General features: G+C 47.2%; 18 protein-coding genes and 1 other annotated feature. Of the genes, 12 read left to right on the top strand and 6 right to left on the bottom strand.

Annotation, left to right across the window (positions count from 1 at the left end; all coding sequences use genetic code 11):
* Positions 1-59 precede the first annotated feature (59 nt).
* Positions 60-752 carry a YqjF family protein gene (locus DIJ65_RS02205; RefSeq protein WP_185959474.1) on the top strand — a complete coding sequence of 231 codons (693 nt, stop codon included), beginning with the start codon at positions 60-62 and terminating at the stop codon, positions 750-752.
* A gap of 196 nt (positions 753-948) precedes the next feature.
* On the opposite strand, the gene DIJ65_RS02200 is transcribed toward DIJ65_RS02205, so the two are convergent.
* From DIJ65_RS02200 to DIJ65_RS02180, 5 genes are all read right to left on the bottom strand, one after another.
* Entirely contained in the window at positions 949-1,344 is a 396-nt protein-coding gene (locus tag DIJ65_RS02200) for a DUF2512 family protein (protein WP_117299509.1), read from the bottom strand.
* 116 nt (positions 1,345-1,460) lie between these two features.
* Positions 1,461-2,336: an SDR family oxidoreductase gene (locus DIJ65_RS02195; protein ID WP_117299511.1), complete on the bottom strand. Its 876-nt coding sequence runs from the start codon at positions 2,334-2,336 to the stop codon at positions 1,461-1,463.
* Between the two features lie 82 nt (positions 2,337-2,418).
* Positions 2,419-4,998: a YfhO family protein gene (locus DIJ65_RS02190; RefSeq protein WP_117299513.1), complete on the bottom strand. Its 2,580-nt coding sequence runs from the start codon at positions 4,996-4,998 to the stop codon at positions 2,419-2,421.
* 19 nt (positions 4,999-5,017) lie between these two features.
* On the bottom strand, positions 5,018-5,413 hold the full coding sequence (locus tag DIJ65_RS02185; protein WP_117299655.1) for a GtrA family protein: 396 nt from the start codon (positions 5,411-5,413) through the stop codon (positions 5,018-5,020).
* Positions 5,403-6,341 (bottom strand): glycosyltransferase family 2 protein, encoded by a 939-nt coding sequence (locus DIJ65_RS02180; RefSeq protein ID WP_117299514.1) that lies wholly within the window; start codon positions 6,339-6,341, stop codon positions 5,403-5,405. Before DIJ65_RS02180 ends, DIJ65_RS02185 begins: the two co-directional genes overlap by 11 nt.
* Positions 6,342-6,707: 366 nt before the next feature.
* Here DIJ65_RS02180 and DIJ65_RS02175 point away from each other — a divergent pair, with 366 nt between their 5' ends.
* From DIJ65_RS02175 to serA, 11 genes are all read left to right on the top strand, one after another.
* Positions 6,708-7,322, top strand: a complete 615-nt coding sequence (locus DIJ65_RS02175) for a TerD family protein (protein WP_071151874.1) — start codon at positions 6,708-6,710, stop codon at positions 7,320-7,322.
* A gap of 13 nt (positions 7,323-7,335) precedes the next feature.
* On the top strand, positions 7,336-7,914 hold the full coding sequence (locus DIJ65_RS02170) for a TerD family protein (protein WP_117299516.1): 579 nt from the start codon (positions 7,336-7,338) through the stop codon (positions 7,912-7,914).
* A gap of 434 nt (positions 7,915-8,348) precedes the next feature.
* Entirely contained in the window at positions 8,349-9,494 is a 1,146-nt protein-coding gene (locus DIJ65_RS02165) for an HpcH/HpaI aldolase/citrate lyase family protein (RefSeq protein WP_117299517.1), read from the top strand.
* 58 nt (positions 9,495-9,552) lie between these two features.
* The gene (locus DIJ65_RS02160) at positions 9,553-10,779 is read left to right on the top strand and encodes a phosphoribosyltransferase family protein (RefSeq protein WP_230321267.1); all 1,227 of its coding nucleotides are present in this window, start codon (positions 9,553-9,555) and stop codon (positions 10,777-10,779) included.
* Positions 10,780-10,792: 13 nt separating this feature from the next.
* A complete protein-coding gene (locus DIJ65_RS02155; RefSeq protein WP_117299520.1) occupies positions 10,793-11,902 on the top strand; it encodes a cysteine protease StiP family protein in 1,110 nt (369 codons plus the stop codon).
* Complete coding sequence (locus DIJ65_RS02150) at positions 11,899-12,714, top strand: hypothetical protein (RefSeq protein ID WP_117299522.1); 816 nt, start codon at positions 11,899-11,901, stop codon at positions 12,712-12,714. The genes DIJ65_RS02155 and DIJ65_RS02150 overlap by 4 nt, the downstream gene beginning before the upstream one ends.
* Before the next feature lie 15 nt (positions 12,715-12,729).
* Positions 12,730-14,343 carry a YceG family protein gene (locus DIJ65_RS02145; protein ID WP_117299524.1) on the top strand — a complete coding sequence of 538 codons (1,614 nt, stop codon included), beginning with the start codon at positions 12,730-12,732 and terminating at the stop codon, positions 14,341-14,343.
* A gap of 202 nt (positions 14,344-14,545) precedes the next feature.
* Positions 14,546-15,622, top strand: a complete 1,077-nt coding sequence (locus tag DIJ65_RS02140) for a toxic anion resistance protein (protein WP_117299527.1) — start codon at positions 14,546-14,548, stop codon at positions 15,620-15,622.
* 21 nt (positions 15,623-15,643) lie between these two features.
* The gene (locus DIJ65_RS02135; protein ID WP_117299529.1) at positions 15,644-16,222 is read left to right on the top strand and encodes a TerD family protein; all 579 of its coding nucleotides are present in this window, start codon (positions 15,644-15,646) and stop codon (positions 16,220-16,222) included.
* Positions 16,223-16,412: 190 nt separating this feature from the next.
* Positions 16,413-16,631 (top strand) — a binding site (T-box leader).
* Positions 16,632-16,709: 78 nt separating this feature from the next.
* Entirely contained in the window at positions 16,710-17,879 is a 1,170-nt protein-coding gene (locus tag DIJ65_RS02130; RefSeq protein ID WP_117299531.1) for a pyridoxal-phosphate-dependent aminotransferase family protein, read from the top strand.
* Positions 17,866-19,455, top strand: coding sequence for a phosphoglycerate dehydrogenase (gene serA, locus DIJ65_RS02125; RefSeq protein WP_117299532.1), 1,590 nt, complete (start codon positions 17,866-17,868; stop codon positions 19,453-19,455). The genes DIJ65_RS02130 and serA overlap by 14 nt, the downstream gene beginning before the upstream one ends.
* A 19-nt stretch (positions 19,456-19,474) precedes the next feature.
* Here serA and DIJ65_RS02120 read toward each other — a convergent pair whose 3' ends face one another.
* Positions 19,475-20,260, bottom strand: a complete 786-nt coding sequence (locus DIJ65_RS02120) for an HAD family hydrolase (RefSeq protein WP_117299534.1) — start codon at positions 20,258-20,260, stop codon at positions 19,475-19,477.
* Positions 20,261-20,348: the final 88 nt, after the last annotated feature.

Genomic DNA, 20,348 nt, shown 5'->3' with positions numbered 1-20,348 from the left:
TTTGTGGAAGAGGCTTCTTTTAATGGAGCGTGAAATGCATGTCGAGAAAAAGGTGGATGATGACGCAAACATGGCGTGAGCTTTTGTTTCTTCACTGGCCGGTTGAACCATCGGAAATCCAAAGACAGATTCCGGATGAACTGGAACTGGATCTTTATGACAACCGGGCCTGGGTTGGTATTGTCCTTTTTAAGGCCCGGGGTACCCGGCCGAGGTTCATGCCGCCTATACCCGGTTCCGCAAACTTCCTTGAAGTGAATGTCAGAACTTATGTTAAATATAACAATAAGAGCGGTGTCTATTTTTTCAGTTTGGATGCAAACAGCAAACTGGCGGTCGAAATTGCTTCTTTTGGGGGATTTCTTCCTTATCGAATGGCCGAGATGGCATTTGAAAAAAACAAAGGTCAGATACTCTACAAAAGTGAAGCGAGGGGAACAGCTACTCCTAAGGAGAAAATCGCATTGCGATACCGAATTTCATCGCAGCCGGCTGTTTCTACGGAATTGGAAAAGTGGCTGACTGAGCGTTATTGTCTATGGACAAAACCGGAGCGCCACTTACTGTGGCTGGACATAGTTCACAAACCATGGAAACTAAAATATGTCCAAGGAGACATAACAGTCAATACGATGGCCCCTTATCTCAGCAATAATTTCAAAAATGAAAAGCCGATGGCGCATTACTCCAAAGTAAAAAAAGTCCGGTTTTTCCCGCCAGTAATTGAAACGATAAAACCCCCGAAACCATGAAGTTTCGGCGGTTTTATCTGGTGCGTCGCTTTTCGATGTGTCCAGACTCCAGCTCTTTGGATCCCGAGTTAAAATAATAACTAAGTCTTCAACGGCCCACTCCTCGGACTTAAGCTGTCCTTCCTGTATGGGAAAGAACACCGCTCCGCTATTTTGTCTTAAGCCTTTCAGAGTTTAACAGGTGCTGTCGCATTTCTTATAACTGTCTTGGTTCATCATGTTCTGTAGTATGTGAAGTTTCTTTTTGCTCCCAAACACGTTTTGTCAGGTATATATGGAAGAACCATTCACCTGCCGCAACAAGTAAAGCAGAGTAAAGAGCAGCCATAATCAATGAGAAATCAGGATTTTCAATCAGCCATAACCCCAATAGCCATACCGCAAGAAAGACGATGACAAAATCGCCGCCAGTAGCTAGCTTATTCGATGTTTTCGGATAGATGATCAAATCTCCGACAAATCCGACTGCTGTGATAATAAGACTTAAGATGAATAGTTCAATAAGTTCTACCCCATAAACCAGTCCGAGAATGATAAAGAGAGCCGCAAAAATCATGGCGAACTTGATAAGCAGAGCCTCCACATATTTCATCGCACTTACCTCCTGGAATATTTTTGTAGTTACCCGCTGTATACCCGATTTTTCCCCGAGAAATCGCCTATAGTCAGAAAATATCGAAAAAAACCCTCGAATGAGGGTTTTTGCTGTTACGAGTTGATAAAGTCGCCGCCGTTGACGTGGATCGTCTCTCCGGTAACGTAGCTGGAGTCTTTAGATGCCAGGTAGACATAAGCCGGCGCCAATTCGGCAGGTTGGCCGCGGCGTTCCATCGGTGTATCGCCCCCGTGCTCGCCGACTTTTTCGGCATCGAAAGTGGCCGGAATCAATGGTGTCCAAATCGGTCCCGGAGCCACGGCGTTGACACGGATGCCTTTATCGATAAGATTAGCCGACAGGGATCGCGTGAAAGCTGTTATGGCACCCTTGGTCGCAGAGTAATCAACCAGTGCGGGAGAACCCCGGTAGGCGGTGACCGAAGAGGTGTTGATGATCGAATCGCCTTTTTGCAGATGAGGAATTGCCGCTTGCGTGAGATAGAACATCGAAAAGATATTCGTCTCGAAAGTTTCGCGTAACTGGTCCTGTGAAATGTTCAGGAAGTCCTCCTGTGGAAATTGCTTTCCGGCATTGTTTACAAGTACATTCAATTGGCCGAATTCGCCGATGACATCAACGACCAGCTGATTGCAGTTTTCCACTTGGCTGACGTCCGTCGCAAGTTTCATGCATTTGCCGCCATATGACTCGACAGCTTTTACTGTTTCTTCGGCGTCATCATGTTCATCGAGATAGGCAATCGCGACATTCGCACCTTCTTTAGCGAAAGCGACAGCTACTGCCCGGCCGATTCCGCTGTCCCCGCCAGTGATTAAAGCGGTTTTGCCTTTCAATTTATCGGCGCCTTTATAATCCTTATCATCAAAGATGGGCTCTGGATCCATCTTTTCCTCAACTCCCGGCTGCCGTTTCTGCTCCTGGGGGTCGATTGCTTCGTCAATTTTTTCGTATTTATCCTTAGCCATTTCATCTCCTCCTCAAAAGTTGATTCCATGACTTTCCTATTCCCGCTGCTCCTTCAGCTAAACGCTTTGAAGCTTTTCGGTTTCAGGCCGATTTTCTTCTGAATATCCAAAAAATCGCAAAGAAGAATGAGACCATACTCAGTATCAATGACGGAACGAAAAAAGGAGGGCGGTAAGTAAAGACGATACGATTTTTACCCTCTTTAATCGGAACGCCCACAAAAGCGTAATTGGCTTTCAATACATCAGTCTCAACGCCGTTCACTTTAGCGCTCCACCCAATTTCATAGGGGATGACAGCGGATAGATAATCGTCATTCGCAGTATTGTCGTACAGAATTTCAACACGGCTGCCGTCGATTTCCAACTTCTGAATACCGGAAGGCTCAGCCGCTTCATTCTCCAATGTCTCATAATCTTCCTCAAATAATTGGATTTCTGTCAAAAAGTATCTGCCCTCAGGCACACGGATGCGCACCCGCTCCTGTGAAGGCACACGGATTGTCAGGTCATCCACATAAGTTTTATAGACGGATTGGTTTGATTTGCGGGAAGTGACGTAGTCATTGACGCTGAGATTGAAGCCTTCGTCTTCTGCAGTATTCACCAGGTTGAATGAAACATAGAGATCGCCCGGGCCGTCTGTCGGATCTTCCCACACCAGGTCGATGCCCCCGGTTTCACCAGTGACTTCCAAAATGCCATCGTCATAACTGGCCATTTTTTCTTCGATGGTGAATTTTGAAGTGATATCGCCGGTCACCTGGATGGGGCTGCCTTCTTCTTCCGTATTCAAAACGATGCCGTTAAGCATTGCATGTTCGCGGACCAAAGGAGGATGCATCGACAGTTTATCTTCCTGATAAAATTCTTTTGCGCCTCGTGCGAAGGGCAGAACATTTTCATTTTCATATACCTTATAATTTTCTGATGCAAGAATCTCCTTGAAACCATATGGAATATTGTTGTCATCAGTTGGACGGATGATGTATTTTCCGCGCGCCAGGCTGAAGAGGTTCGCGCGATTGCCGAGTGTTGCATAACGGCTGACACTTTCGCGCTGCATATCTATTTCCATATCATACAGATAAAAATACAGAAGGTTTTTATTTAATATGCTTGAATATGCACTTAATCCCTGAAAATCCTGGACAATGGGCGTGTTGTTGCGGACACCCTGCATCCACTCAATCCGGTACATCTCATCATTGTCGCGGCTGTGGATCTGCTCGAGCAGGCCCCGAATTTCGGGATTGTCATAATCCTCGCTTGTAATCAGTTCTTTACTGACCTGCGCTACATCTCCCATCTCCAGGATTTTTTCCGATTGGTAGAAATTTGCGAAGGCAATCAGCCATATCAACAAAATCGTGCCAACCACGTTTATCGCACTGGTTTTCCTGAATTGAACTGCACCCCAAACAGCGGCAATTGTCAGGAGCAGCCCCCCCAGGACAAGGCCGGTTTCCATCCAGTCGTATTCCAGCGCAGGATCCAATAATGCATAGATTCCATAGATGACACCAGTCAGTCCGGCCGCCAGAAAGAAACTGCGGCGAGAAATTTTAGTCAGCATCCCGATTCCGCTCGCAATCGCTCCGGCAGCGGCGAAGGAAATAAAATATTCCCAGCGGTATTGCGGGGCGGAAAAGCCGTTGAAAGCACTGCTGACAAGGGGGCTCAGATGCAGCAGTATGCCGGTTATTCCGATCAGAGCAAAAAGACGGAAAGTTCGGTTGCGGTAAAAGCGGAAAATGAACAGAAACAGGACAAATAAAGCCGGTAAAATGATGTAGCGGCTCGTGTAAATAATATTATCAAAAGGATCGAGAATGGGGATTTCCTGCTGAAAAGAAGGACGGTGATTGTTCAGATAAGCGTATACTGCCGGTATAAAGGCGGCAGCACCAATGCCGAAACCGATGATTCCGGTTGTCAGGAAGGTAAGAAGTCGTTTTTTCCTGCTTTGTGCTACATCGTCCAGCGGAATGAACAGCCGGAACAGGATGTAGATGCCCGTGAGCAGGAAGTTGATATAGGCAAAATAGAAGTTGTCAAAAAATGAAATGGATATCGCGACCAGGAACCAGCCGGGTTTTTGTTCCCTGAAAATCTTCTCGATGCCCAGAACGAGCAAAGGAAGCCACAGAAATGCATCAGCAAAAAATTCCCAATACACGACATGGCGGAAATACATTCCCGACAGGGCGTAAACAGAAGCTCCGAGCAGGGAGGGCCAATAAGGGATTTTCATGTATATGAACACACGTGCAGTGATGAACAGCACGAAGCTCATGCGTATTATGCTTATAAAAACAGCGGCATTTGCCCAAAACAGAACATCCGGTTTATCGATGAATCCGCTGACTTCCATTAACCAGACAAAAGGGATGGTCAAAAGAAACACAATGGAAGTTGAAAAATAATACGCCAGCTCACTGAACGTACCGGCGCCCAATCCGAAATCAAACGAATAGAAAAATTCCCCATTCGTATATTGTTCATATAAAAGATGCTTGAACGGCATCATCTGTGAAAGGCCGTCATTGATGCCTGTCATATATTGGCCTTGAGTCCATTGATAGAGAAAGACGCCATGTGCCAGGATGGCGAGTGCAAAGCTGACCAACAGCAGCCGCCAAAATGGATGTTTCTTTAACATAATTTCACCGACTTTTAACTTATTTCTGCCGTACGGGATCTTTCATGATTTTGCTTGACACAATGAATGTGATTGGCACTGTGAAAATCACTGCCGCAAAGGGTGCGATATTGCTGTTCAACTTGAGGTATTCAACAAATATGAAAATAAGAACGGTCGAAACCGACATATTGACCACTTGGGTCAATGGGAAAAAAAGATATTTTTTTAGTGTGGGCTTTACTTTGTACGTTACGTAAGTGTTCAGGAAAAAGGATATATTCAGGCTGATAAGAAAACCGATGATGTGCGCCAGCATATACGGCAATGAAAACAGATTGTGAAGAATCAGGTAAATCGAGTAATAACTCAGGGTATTGACGACACCGACAAAAAGGAAACGTGTAAATTCGGTATTTAAGGATTTAGGACTCATCGTATTCATCCACATTGCTGATATCCACCAGGTAATTCGGTCGCCGTTTTGTTTCATTATAAATGCGGCCGATGTATTCACCGATAACGCCAAGGCTGATCAGTTGGATGCCCCCAAGCACCAGGATGGCCGTGATGGTAGTGAAATAACCGGGAGCGGTGACGCCTCTCTGAGAAATGCCGTAAAAGGTGTAAGCAATATAGGCCAGCGACAGGAACAGCACGATAAAGCCGGTATAGAAGCAGATGCGCAGGGGTTTCGTGTTAAAGGACATGATGCCATCGATGCCATAATTGATGAGACTGGCGAATGACCATTTCGAAGAGCCTTCTTCTCGCAGGACATTTTCGTAGCAGATAATCTTTTTGCTCAGACCGATCCAGGAAAAGAGACCTTTGGAAAAACGGTTGTTTTCGCTGAGCAGCAGGAGGGAGTCAATGGCTTTTCGGCTCAATAAGCGGAAATCCCCCTCACCATCAGCCAGATTGACATCCGTAATTGAATTGATCAGCTTATAATATAAGCCGGAAAGAAATGTGCGGACTTTGGGGTCACCTGTCCGTGTACGTTTGGCGACAACCTGGTGGAAGCCTTCTTCGTAGCCCTTCAGCATTTCTGAAATGAGCGTCGGGGGATGCTGCAAGTCGCTGTCCATTAAGATGGCCGCATCGCCTTTTATTCTTTTCATCCCGGCAAGAATGGCGGCCTCCTTGCCGAAATTTCTCGTGAAGGATATATACTTTACGCTATTGTACTGTTCAGCGAGTTTCAGAATTTCTTTCAGGGTGCCGTCGTGGCTGCCGTCATTGATGAAAAGTATTTCATATCTATAAGGAAGCGCTTGAAATTCCTGAGTTAATATTTCATGGATTGAAGAGATATTGTCTTCTTCGTTGTACGCTGGAATCACAATTGAGATCAGCTTCATGTTTGAACTCTCCTCTTGATTAATGATTGATTATAAGCTCCTTGCGAAGTATACCCTTAAAAGATAGAAAATATGTGCAAAAGAAGCCTGTTGTTTGAAGAGGTAACGTCTTTTGAACTATGAAATATGAAACTTTTTCGAAAGTCATACGTATTATTAAGAAAGAATGCGGAAAAAGGGAATTGCTGCTGGTCTTTTCAGAAAATTCGGCTTAAACCGATTGACACATAAATAGGGAGATGCTAGGTTTAAGCTTGGATACAGTATGTTCTTTATTATATGCCCCAACCCTTAGAATTGAAATTTTCCGCATATACAAATAGTATTAACAATAGAATACACAAAGATGAATGGAGAGTGTTAAGAGTGGGTATCAATTTAGTAAAAGGTCAGAAGATCGATTTGACAAAAGGACGTTCATCACTTTCAAGCATTATGGTCGGACTTGGCTGGGATCCTGTTGAGACGAAGAAAAGCGGAGGGTTTTTAAGTTCCCTTCTCGGCGGAGGCGGAGGCGGCTCTGATATCGACTGTGACGCGTCTGTCATCATGCTTGATGAAAACGGAAAGCTGACAGGCAAAGAGAACCTGATCTATTTCGGCAACAAACAAAGCCGCGACGGAAGTGTCGTGCATTCCGGTGACAATCTTACCGGTGAAGGGGAAGGCGATGATGAAACGATCAACATCGACCTGAAGCGCATATCACCATCAATTCACCGATTGATTTTTGTTGTAAACATCTACAACGCGAAACAGAAAAAACAGGATTTCGGCATGATTGAAAACGCCTTTATCCGTTTGGTCGATAATCAGTCGAAAGAAGAATTGCTCCATTATAACCTGACAGAAAATTACTCGGGCAAGACGTCGCTTATTCCGGGTGAACTATACCGTCAGGGCAGCGAGTGGAAATTCTCTGCAGTAGGAGAAAGCACGACAGATTCTGACATTGGCTCAATCGCCAATAAATATGCATAAGGAGTGAGTGTAAATGGCAATTAATTTATCAAAAGGCCAAAAGGTTGATTTAACGAAAAGCAATCCGGGCTTGTCCAAAGTGATCGTGGGACTTGGCTGGGATACGAATAAATATGATGGCGGACAGGATTTTGACCTTGATTCATCGGTATTCCTTCTGGATGCAAACGGCAAAGCCGCTTCAGAAGCCGATTTTATCTTCTATAACAACACAAAAGGTGCCGGTGGAGCTGTGGAGCACACTGGCGATAACCGTACAGGCGAAGGGGAGGGCGACGACGAGCAAGTGAAAGTCGATCTTTCAGCCATTCCTTCTTCCATCGAAAAAGTCAGTTTTGCCATTACGATCCACGACGGGGAAACAAGAGCTCAGAATTTTGGGCAAGTCAATAATTCCTACGTGCGCATCATTAATGAAAATACCAACGAGGAATTGATCCGCTACGATTTAGGCGAAGACTTCTCCATCGAAACCGCTATCGTGGTCGGTGAACTATATCGCCACGGCGCTGAATGGAAATTCAATGCAATAGGCAGCGGCTATCAGGGTGGCCTTGGATCACTGGTCAAGGATTTCGGACTCGACAGCTGATCTGGTAAGTTGAAAAAGCAAGGGGCTGGGCTCCTTGCTTTTTTCTCCATTTAGATGGAAATATTTATACATGTTTTACTCAACGTGATATAGGTTGAACTAAACAATTATAATTTCTATGCCGCTTCGGCGCTTTGGACTAAGCTCCCACAATAAGCCGAGAAGACCACTCGTCTTATTGTTCCGCCCCGTCCTGAGCCGCGCCGGCGCTTAGAGAGTGGCTTTTGCTGAGTCAGTCTTTAAGATATGAAGCAAAACAGCGAAGACGCCCAGGGGACCAAGCGAAGTGCTGAGATCCACTCGGGCGAAGTGAAACGAGACCGAGTTAGCTCAGCGCAAGCCCCCAGGCAAGCGAAGCTGTTTTGCGGAATATCGTTTTTATAATATTACTCAACCTAGAAGCTTTAATTTAATTGTGCCGGGAGGGATTCATATTGAGACATTTCAACGTATTGGATGATTCTGAGTTAAAAACGTTTTTTAAATATTCCCCGGCAGAATTTAATCGTGATACGGAACGGGAAATGCTGGGATTGGCTTTGGGGGCAGCCCTTTATACACCCGGTTCAAGACCTGATTTCGCAGCCAAGATTATAGCCGGCAGTTATCGGCGGAACACATTTTCCGGTTTGGCAACATTGATGATTTGTCTCGAAGACGCAGTAGCCGACAGCGAACTGGAGTCCGCAGAAGCAAATGTGGTTTCGCAATTGGAAAAATTGGAACGGGCTTCAGCCTCAAATGTAAAGGAGAGCCCGCTGCTGTTCCTGCGTATCCGGAATTCCAGCCAATTGGATAAACTTACGCATTTGGCGGGCAGTTCGCTTGGTGCTCTGACAGGTATCGTACTGCCCAAAGTGCAGACTGAAGACTTGAACCCTTTTTTTGCATCTCTTGACCGCGCCAGTGAAGCCGCGGGCAGGATGCTTTACGCATTGCCGCTACTGGAAACAGAAGAAGTGCTGTTTGCTGAAACACGGGAACAAACGTTATTGGAAATTTACGGTATTTTGCGGCGTGAAAAAGACCGGATTCTGACAATCCGCGTAGGAGCCACCGATTTTTCCAGCCTGTATGGTCTGAGACGGCCGGTGGAGCGGACAATTTATGAAGTTCACCTGATCAGGGATTGCCTGATTTCAATACTCAATAAATTTACAAAAGCGGAAGACGGTTTTGTTGTGTCCGGACCGGTCTATGAGTATTTCTCATCCGAAGCTGATGAGTGGCTGGCTTCGAAACCGGAGAAAACACTATGGGAAGAAGTGCAATTGGATGTTTTGAATGGATTTAAAGGCAAAACCTGCATCCATCCTTCCCAAATAGCAATTGTTAATGCAGGACATATCATTTCTCATGAAACGTATGAAGATGCAATGCTCATATTGTCGAAAAGCGATACTTTCAACGGTATCCTGCAAAGTCCGCAACGCAATAAGATGAATGAAGTAAAACCGCACCTGAGCTGGGCGAAGAAAGTTGCTGCTCAAGCGGAAATATATGGGGTGCTGAATGAATATTATAAACCAATCGACGTCCTCAATCATATGCGGGCCAAACAGCTCGCAAACCAGATATAAATATTGGGATAAAATGGATATTGAAGTTTTTGCAGGTGAAACCTATGGAGAGCTGCCAATGGACTCTTTATTTTCCATAGCGCTCAGAGTGAATAAAAAAAGGCAATTTCTGTTTGTCAGCAAATTGATTGCGAAACACCTGGCAGTCCATCCGGCATTGGCGCTTGGGACCGGCAGTCTGCTTGCTTCGTTGTTGATGGAAAAGTCCGGCCTTTCGCCGATTCCACAGAATCAGCAAATCGTCGAGATGATCCAATCAGGCGAAACCTGTCTGGAAACAAGCCGGCAATCCCTTGAAGTCAGAGCAACATTGCCGGATCAAACTGTTTTCATCGGAATGGCGGAAACCGCGACAGGACTGGGCCATGCGGTTTTTCATCATTTTGATGGAGCGGCCTATATCCATACGACACGTGAAGAGATAATCAGGGAGACTCCGGCATTCGTATTTGAGGAAGAGCATTCCCATGCTACTTCCCATAAAGTTTACGCCCCGGCGAAAATGCTGGAAGACGCAAAAACGATTGTCCTGATCGATGACGAAATTTCTACAGGCAATACGTTATTGAATCTGATTACAGCCCTGGATGCGCAATTTCCGGGAAAAAAATACATATCACTCTCCATATTGGATTGGCGCAGCGAAAGCCAGCAACGGAACCTAGATAAGCTGGCGGAAGCACGAAATCTGGAAATTGAAGTTTTGTCCCTGCAAAGGGGTGAATTCGAATTGCACCATAGCGAATCGCCGGAAGAAGATGAGATTCAGCTGTTGCAAGGTGACGGAAAAAGATTGCCGAACCGTTCCAGGCAATGCGAACCAGTCGCCGACTTTCATTCTGCGACCAGGCAGCGCTACCTTCCGTTTACCGGTCGGTTCGGGTTGACGAGCAGCGGCCATAGGGCAATTGATGAATGGGCTGAAAACACAGCCACTGCTATGCCAGTGAGTGATAAACCCCTGGTGATCGGCATTGGTGAAAATATGTATTTGCCTCTGCGTTTTGCCCTTGCGCTGGGTGGCGATGCATTGGTGCAGACTACTACGAGAAGTCCGATTTTTGCTGCTGAGGAAAAAGGTTATCCAATCAAAGAAAAAGTCCGTTTTAAGCTGCCGGATGCAAAGGATGTCGATCAATTCCTATATAATATAAGTGAATTGAACATCGATAGGATTTACCTTTTGGCCGAATCGGTCATTGATGAAGATACATGGCAGCCGTTGATTGCGTATCTGGAGAAAAAAGCGCCGGTCGAATGGCTCGCGCTGGCAGAAAAATTGTAAAAGGGGTGACCTGATGATTACTGCTGGATTAGTGAAAACAAGCTATCCGGATGAAGACATCACATTTCTATTAAAGGATGTCACCGATGAATTTGAGGAAAGTTCCCTTGAAGAACGCGAAAAAGCGGTGCAGACAGGCGGTCATTACGCTGAACGTCTGCCGGTCGAATACCGCCCCTCTGAAGAATATACAAAGCTTTACCATGAATCGGTAAAACAGATGAAAAAACAGTTGAGCTTTCTTGTTGGAGTCGTGGCAAGAAGGATCCAATTGAATGCCGGAACGGAAGAGATCGTGCTCGTTTCGCTGGCTCGCGCCGGCAGCCCCATTGGCATCTTGATCAAGCGCTATGCCGAGCGGATGCTGGACATGAAATGGCCGCATTACAGCGTATCGATTTTGCGTGATAAAGGTATCGACGAAAAAGCGATCCATACTATTCAAGATCGCCATCCCGGGAGCCGCATCCAATTTGTAGACGGCTGGACCGGAAAAGGAGCGATTCAAAAGGAACTGACGAAATCGCTCGAGCATTTCAACAGCAAGTATGGGACAGCTCTCAAGGATGATATGGCGGTTCTGGCCGATCCTGGCGCATGTGCTGTTCTGTTCGGTACGCGGGAAGATTTCCTGATTCCCAGTGCTTGCCTGAATTCCACCGTTTCGGGTCTGGTAAGCCGCACGATTCTGAACGACCGGGTTATCGGAGCGGATGATTACCACGGCGCTAAGTTCTATGGTGATTTGCTGGAAGAAGATCTTTCGAATGATTTTGTGGATCAGGTGACGGGCTGCTTTGAAGAAACGAGCAAAGCTGCGGAAGAAGAAGCTTTCAGCACACCAATTACTGCCGAGCGGACGTGGGAGGGCATGGAAGAAGTCGAAGGGATCGGCCGCACCATGTACAGCGAAACGGATTATCACCTGGTAAAACCGGGAGTCGGCGAAACGACACGCGTATTGCTTCGGAGAAATCCCTGGAAAGTGCTGGTGAGAGATGCGGGGCATCCGGACGTTAAACATATCCTCATTTTGGCCGAAGAAAAAGGCATACCGGTTGAAGTGGTACCGGATTTGTTCTATCGGTCGATCGGACTCATCAAATCGGGGAAAGAAACATGACAGTCTTATTTGCCAGCGACCTCGACCAGACACTGATTTATTCACGCAGATCGATGGGCAGCGAAGTAAAGCCGGAAGAATTGATCGAAGTCGAACGCTTCGAAGGGAAACCGCAATCCTTTATGACGGAACAGAGCCAGTCTGCTTTATGGGAATTGGATTCAAACACTGTTTTTGTGCCGGTTACAACAAGAACACGCGAGCAATATGAGCGGGTGACGGGCATTTACGAAGGCAGCGAACCGCCGCAATTTGCCATTATTTCAAACGGTGCCGTTATTCTGGAAAATGGCGAGCCCATCAAGGAGTGGTCCACTGATATCCGCCACCAATGTGTCAGCAGAAAGACGGTTATCGAAGAGCTATTGCCGGTAATCCAGCAGCATTTTGATGAAGAATGGGTATTGCGCGTAAGACAGGCAGAAGACTGGTTTGTTTACCTGATTGTGGACCGGGCCCTTTTTCCTGAAGAAAAAATCGGCTTCTATACGGAAATTTTCCGCAGTATCGGCTGGGGACTTTCACTTCAGGGAAGAAAGCTTTATTTCATGCCGGAAAGTATAACAAAAGCGGCAGCGATGGAATATGTAAGAGACCGTATCCAGGCGGATTACGTGATTGCGGCAGGGGATTCTTTGCTGGACCTCGACCTGCTGGAAAGCGCAGATGCCGGATTTCTTGCCGCTCACGGCGAAGCTGTCAGAGCGGATGCGGAAATATCGGAACATATAATCGTGACAGAAGAACTGGGAATCAAAGCTGGCGAGGAAATATTGGCGAAGGTCGCTGATCTTTCCGTGCAAAGCAAATAGCAAGGGGGAACACCCATGGTTCAATTGCATCCGGTCCCTGTAAGAACATGGGATCCGGAAAAATTTGGTGAGTGGCTGAAACAACCGCTCGTCAATCACACAGAAACCAAAGTGGAAGATGGAGCCATCACCTATCCACAGCTGCTCGGTGAATTTACCGGCATGCCGTTGGATGCGGATGATTATTTTGCTTCCATATATGAATCAATGGAACAAGCTGAAGACCGGCTGATCCGTCTGTCGGGCAGGATGAACAAACATATTGAACAGGATCGATTGAAAGCGCTTCAGGATCTTTTTGAAATGAACAAAAAAGAAAATGGCTTGTCGGCCAGCCGGATCGTCGCTTTTTTGGATGGCAAAGGACTATTGCCGCGCCTGAAAGATGCTGATTTGAACCGCCGAATCCGCGTTGTCATGATTGATGTGCTGAAGGCGTTTCAAAAACAGTCTGGCGGCAGCACGGTACAGTCCTCCTTCCGAAGAGTGGCGACGGATCTCGTGAAATGGACTTTCAATCATATCGAACCGGAGCTCGTGAAATTGAATTTGGAAAAAGGCCTGCCTGGATTCCTGTGGTACGGCGACTCTTCAGAAAGTGAAAAATGGTTTCTGAAGCTGGCTGCTGCCTTTGGCTTCCATATCATCGTCTATGATCCAACCGGCGAAAAATGGTTCGGAAAATTGGCGGGTGAAGAAAGCCTTCACAGCCACAGTTTTCAGGTGAATGCTGAAACGCCGCCGCCTTTTCCCGAAGAAAAACCGAAACGTGTCGGAACCGTGGCATACCGGGCCACCCAGGAAGTGGACCGGCTGTTGCATCATGACGATTCGGGCCTCTACAAGCCGTTTCAGTTTAAATCCTACGTGACACATTCGATCCGTTTAAAGACGACGATCGATGAAGCCTTCATGCTGGCGAAAGAACGGGCCATGGTCCGGCCGTCATTTTTGGTGGAGCGCGGCGTCGTTCATATTCCAGTCGTTTTTGCCAAAATTATGGGCATTGAAAAAGACCGGAAGCGGTTCTGGGACAATGTCCATAAGCTCACGGAACGGGAAGATACGAAATTGGTGCGCAGTTTTCCTTTTATCGAAGAGAGAAAAGGAAATCAGCAGTTCCATTACCGTTCGGCACTCGACAAAACGGGGAAATTGGATCCCGAAAAGATGAAAGGAGCCAATTGGTGGCGTTACAGCAAGCTGCCGGACGGCGTCCAGACCGCAATTGGCGCAGCCATTGCAAGGCATGTGGAGAAACCGATCCTGTTGCCGCAGACCGGCGAATCGTTCGAAGACCTGCAGCTCTATGCCTTCTCCCAGTCGATGGCGCTTCCGGATCCGGTCATCCAATTGATCCAATTATTTGATTATCCGCAGTTTGTGCCGACTTTATTGTTTTATAATGAAGAGAAGGACGGGGAGCTGAGCCGGGCGGATGCCAATATCATTGCACTTGCCCATATTTTCGGGCTCGATAACATTATCATCAACCCACAGGGGCATCAGGATATCGAACGATGGATCGATACCGAATCCTTCGATGTGCACTGGCTGGACGAGCGCAGTTTCAACGAACCGTTCCAGGAACCGTCAGTTGTTCGGAAATTCCTTGGAAAATGGTTATAATAAAGAAAAGCGACAGCGCCCGTTTAGTTCCGACAAGCGCTGGAGGGCTTGGAAGTAATGGCGCCCTTTGCCATTGCAGCCAAAACCGAAGCGACTCGAGGGAGTGGGCCGCTGGAGTCTGGACAGAGATACACTCTTTTTCCAAGACCATCCAGATTAAGAAAAGTAATATTTTTCAGCCATATAATAAGGAGGGGTAATGATGAATACGATGCCAGACCAGATTGAACAGCAGGAATTGGTCATGAAAGACGAAAATCAATTGAAAGTGCAATTGAAACAAGATCCGCAAGTATTGCAACTGGCTTCAAAGATCGATCCGAAAAACCAGATTGAATTACTGGAGTTCGGTCGTGAGCCGGCAAATGAGATTTCCGCTTTTACAGGGAAGGTCCTGAATTCTGTCCAGGCCAACAGCATGGAAGAATCCAGTGAGCTATTAAAACAGCTCGGCAGAATCATGGATAAATTCGATAAAAAAGATTTTGTGGAGAAAAAAGGTTTTCTGAACAAGATCTTTAATAAAGGCAATAAAATGATTGAGCAGCTTTTCAACAAATACCAGACAATGGGTACGGAAATTGATAAAGTTTACGTCGAAATCACCAAATACGAGTCGGAAATGAAAAAATCCACTACGACTTTGGAAAATCTGTACGACCAGAACTTCCAGTATTTTATGGAGCTGGAGAAATATATTGCGGCAGGGGACATCAAAGTCGAGGAATTGAAAGCGGTGGAACCTGAAGTGAAAAAGAAAGCGGAATCCGGTGACCAGATGGCATTGATGGAATTGAACTCCCTGCAGAATGCCATAGAACTCCTGGAACAGCGGGTCTATGATTTAGAAATGGCAAAACAGGTTTCTTATCAGGCAGCGCCGCAAATCCGTATGCTGCAACGCGGCAACACGAAGCTCATCGGAAAAATCAACTCAGCGTTCGTAACGACCATTCCGATTTTCAAAACAGGTTTGATCAACGCGATTGCAGCCAAGCGCCAGAATCTGGTCGCTGAGTCGATGAGCGAACTTGACCGCCGCACAAACGAGATGCTGTTGAACAATGCCAATGATATTTCGCGGCAGTCGGTGGATATCGCAAGAATGTCAGGCCAGCCGAGCATCAAGATTGAAACGATCGAACAAACATGGGAGACTATTATGCAGGGCATGAATGATACGCGTGCCATTGAAGACGAAAACCGCAAGATGCGGGAAGAAGGCCGACTGCGTATCGAGGAATTGCAGAAGAAATACGAAGATACCCAAAGAAAATAAAATTATCGGAGGAGATCATTAATGTCATCAATCAACCTTTCAAAAGGCCAAAAAATCGACTTAACAAAAACGAATCCGGGACTTACAAAAGTGACAGTAGGCTTGGGCTGGGATACGAACAAATATAGCGGTGGTGGAGATTTCGACCTTGACGCCTCTGTATTTCTTGTAGGCGAAAACGGGAAATCCCGCGGGCCCGAAGACTTTATCTTCTACAACAACCTGGTTGGCGGAAACGGTTCTGTTACCCATACAGGCGACAACCTGACGGGCGAAGGTGAAGGCGACGATGAGCAAGTGATCGTTGACTTACCGAATGTGCCCGCAGACCTGCACAAAGTTGTATTTACAGTGACAATCCATGATGCAGAAACCCGCGGACAAAACTTCGGCCAGGTGTCAAATGCCTTTATCCGTGTGTTAAACGAAAGCAATAACGAAGAAATTCTGCGCTATGACCTTGGAGAAGATTTCTCCATCGAAACGGCCCTCGTAGTCGGCGAATTATACCGCCACGGCAGCGAATGGAAGTTCAATGCAATCGGCAGCGGCTACCAGGGTGGACTTGCTGCACTGGTCGATGATTTCGGATTGGCATAAACAAAGTTACGACCGTCCTTCTTCGGAAGGGCGGTTTTTTTTGTCCCCGTCCGAAAAAATTTTAAAATCTTTGAAGCCAGCAGGGGTAAGAGGTTGAGGAGAATGAAAGCGGTTGCTTCAATGACAGAATAGTAAGACTTTGTTGACAATCATTTTTTGGCTGTATATGATGGATTAAATTCCAATACAGAGAATTATTTTGATGGAGACAAGATGTGGGCAAGGGAATCTTCAGAGAGCTGATGGATGGTGAGAATCAGCGGTTTCCCCCTTATCAGCACTCCTGAATAGATGGGCCGAATCACAGTAGGTTCTTCCGTGTCGTGCGCGTTAAGCATCAGAACCAATGAGACTGTGATTCTGCAGTGAATTAGGGTGGTACCGCGAACGAAGGCTCTTCGCCCCTTGCATTTATATGTGAGGAGGGAAGGGTCTTTTTTTGTTTCCTCAATAGCCGCAAAATTGAAATAGGAAGAAGGAGATTTTTATGTTAGCAGATCAGCAGATTTTACGGATACCGGGTCCCAGCCCGATACCACCAAGTGTCAACCGCGCTATGGCTAAGCCAATGATTGGCCACCGGGGGGAGAGCACTTCCGAAATACTGGCTGATATCCGGCCGAAATTGAAGCGGGTTTTCGGCACAGAGCAGGAAGTGCTGCTTTTAACAGCAAGCGGAACCGCCGGTTTGGAAGCGGCAGTCATCAATACAGTCGCTCCGGGGGAAGAAGTGCTGGTTATAGTCACAGGTGCCTTTGGTGAACGGTTCGCGGATATCTGCAAAACCTATAATATTCTCACCCATATTGTCGAAACGGAATGGGGAAAAGCGGCAAAACCCGCAGATATCGCGGAGATTCTCGAAACCCATAAAGGAATAGCGGCGGTATTCATGACGTATTGTGAAACGTCCACCGGTGTCTTGAATCCGATAAGGGAATTGGCTGCGGAAATTCGGAAGAAATCAGAAGCCCTGGTCATTGTGGATGGTGTTTCCTGCGTGGGAGGAGTAGAAACTGAGATGGATGAGTGGGAATTGGATATCGTGGTGAGCGGCTCACAAAAAGCGTTTATGCTTCCGGCTGGGCTGGCCTTTATCGGAGTGAGCGAACGTGCCTGGTCAAAAATCGAAACGAACCGCCAGCCCCGATTTTATCTGGACTTGATAAAGCACCGGGATGAACTCCAAAAAAATTCTACGCCTTATACGCCGGCTCTCTCCCTGCTATTCGGCTTGCAAAAAGCACTTGAGCTGATTGAGGAAGAAGGTTTGGAAAACGTTTATGCAAGGCATCTGTTGATGATGAAGATGACAAGAGCAGCTTTTAAGGAACTTGGTATCCCCCTTTTGACAGCAGACGAAGATGCTTCCCCTACCGTGACTGCAATCAAGCCCGGCGATTTTGATGCAGAGGAGCTTCGAAAGATACTGAAGCAAGAATTCGCAATGGAAGTGGCAGGCGGCCAAAAGATCCTGGCGAAAAAAATCTTCCGCATTGGACACATGGGCTATTGTTCCCCAGCGGATTTGCTGCAGGCGATAGCGGCTATTGAAATCGGCATTGCGATGACAGGCAAACAGATTCGACTTGGCAGTGGCGTAGGCGCGGCCCAACAAGAATATTTGAACGGGGGACGACATTATGACGGATTATAAAATATTGATCAGCGATCCGCTGAGTGAAGAAGGGATTTTCCCTCTCCGGGAAGCAGAAGGCATTTCGGTGGTGTTTGATACAGAATTGAATCCGCAGGAGCTCGCTGAAAAAATTGCAGGTTTTGATGCATTGCTCGTGCGCAGCCAAACGCAAGTGACAAGGGAGTTGCTCGGAAAGGCGGATAATTTAAAGGTCATTGGGCGTGCAGGTGTCGGGGTGGACAATATCGATTTGGAGGCAACGACTGAAAAAGGGATTATTGTGGTCAATGCCCCGGATGGCAATACGAATTCTGCTGCGGAACATACGATGGCGATGCTGATGGCGATGGCCCGTAAAATTCCACAGGCCGCTGCTGCGCTGCGCAATCGGCAATGGGACCGTAAGTCTTTCACAGGGGTTGAACTGAAAGGGAAGACCCTGGGTGTTGTTGGACTGGGGAGAATCGGAGCAGAAGTGGCAGCTCGTGCCAAAGGGCAGAGAATGAAGGTCATGGCCTACGATCCGTATCTGACCGAGGAGCGGGCGGAAGAACTCGGCATCGGGTTCGGTACGGTGGAAGAAGTGCTGAAAGCGGCAGATTTCATCACAGTCCATACGCCGCTGTTGAAGGAAACGCATCATCTGATAGATGCAGAAGCTTTTAGTCTGATGAAGCCGGGTGTCCAGATCATCAATTGTGCAAGAGGCGGCATTATTGATGAAAACGCCTTATACGATTCCATCAAAGCCGGCAGGGTGGCAGGAGCGGCACTCGATGTATTCGAAAAGGAACCGGTAGTGGACTTCCGGTTGCTCGAGTTGCCGGAAGTCATCGCAACGCCGCATCTCGGTGCCAGCACGTTTGAAGCGCAGGAGAATGTGGCAATCGATGTAAGCCGGGACGTAGTCAGCTACTTCAGTACCGGAACAGTCCGGAATTCCGTTAACCTTCCATCTGTGCCAAAAGAAATCATGAGAAAGATCGAGCCGTATTTTGACCTTTCAGAGCGGCTGGGCGCGTTTTTGACACAGTTGTCACAAGAGGCCGCCACTGTGGTGAATATCGGTTATTCCGGCGAACTGGCTGATTCCGAAGTCGGACCGCTGACACGCAACATCCTAAAGGGGCTCCTGAAACGCCACTTGGGCAACCGCGTAAATGACGTCAACGCCATGTTTCTCGCCCATCAGAAAGGAATTACGGTAAATGAAATCAAGTCCGCTGCGTCGGGGGGCTTCACTAACTTAATATCAGTGGAAGTCCTGACGACCGCCGGCAAGCGGAAAACGGCGGGCACCTTGTTGAACGGGCAGGGCGCACGTATCGTCAAAGTGGATGATTACATTGTCGACGTAATACCGTCGGGCCATCTATTATACGTCCGCCACCATGACCGGCCGGGTGTAATCGGCCGTGTCGGCACCCTGCTCGGGCAAGAAGGCGTGAATATAGCGACGATGCAGGTGGGCCGGTCTGCAGAAGGTGGCGCAGCCATCATGATGCTGTCGATTGATAAGCCGGCTGAAGAGGAAAGCCTTCGGCAATTGGAAGGATTGGAAGAGATCGATAGTGTTATAGCGGTGGACTTATAGGGAAATCTCACTTGTCGGCTCAAAGCTGTTTCATTATCGGAATCAATTCCTGCAGCTGATGGATTTCAAAATCGGGAAAAATGGATGCGTGTGGCGCTTTCTTCTTGCGGTTCAGCCAGACTGACTTTATGCCGGCTCGATTGGCTCCGAGGATATCGGTCATGAGATTATCTCCAACCATCAGGGCTTCGGCTTTTGATATGTCGGTTTTGGACAAAGCAAATTCAAAAATGGAAGCATCCGGCTTGCCGATGCCAAAGGCTCCTGACACGATGATATCGTCGAAATAAGGTGCGATTTCGGGAGACATCTCCAGCTTTGTCTGCTGCAGACCGGGAGAACCATTTGTCAGCAGGATTAGCTGATAACGTCCTTTCAGTTGCTCGAGCACCTGGAAGGTGTCTTCATAAATGAAAGGGTTTTTAGCACGCATCGCGGGGAAGTATTCGCTGAGCTCTATTCCAAGGGCTTCGTCATCAACCCCCACTGTCTGCAAAGCGCGATTCCAGGCTGTCCGCCGGTATTCCGGCATAACAGTTTTCATGGATTGAAATCCTTCGCCTTCGTCATCAAATTCACCCCAGAGACCTTCAAAGGGGTTGATGCCGATTGATCGGGTAAAGTCGTATACGCCGGTTTCGGTGTAGCTGGCAGGTGCCATGGAACGAATCGCCTGTTCCAGTAGAGAAGCGTCCACGCCGCATTTTTCTTCCGCATAGGAACAGGTCATGCGTAAGGAGACAGCGACACTTTTCTGGTCCCACAGCAAGGTGTCATCCAAGTCGAAAATAATTGTTTTTATCATAAGAAGTTAGCTCCCAACAGGCTTTTTTTCAAGTGTACTGCACCTTTCCGGAAAATCATAGAGTAGACACATATGGAACGGATGTTGC

Source organism: Planococcus salinarum, assembly GCF_007004625.1.
Lineage (GTDB): Bacteria > Bacillota > Bacilli > Bacillales_A > Planococcaceae > Planococcus > Planococcus salinarum.
This window is presented reverse-complemented; position numbering and strand designations above follow the sequence as displayed.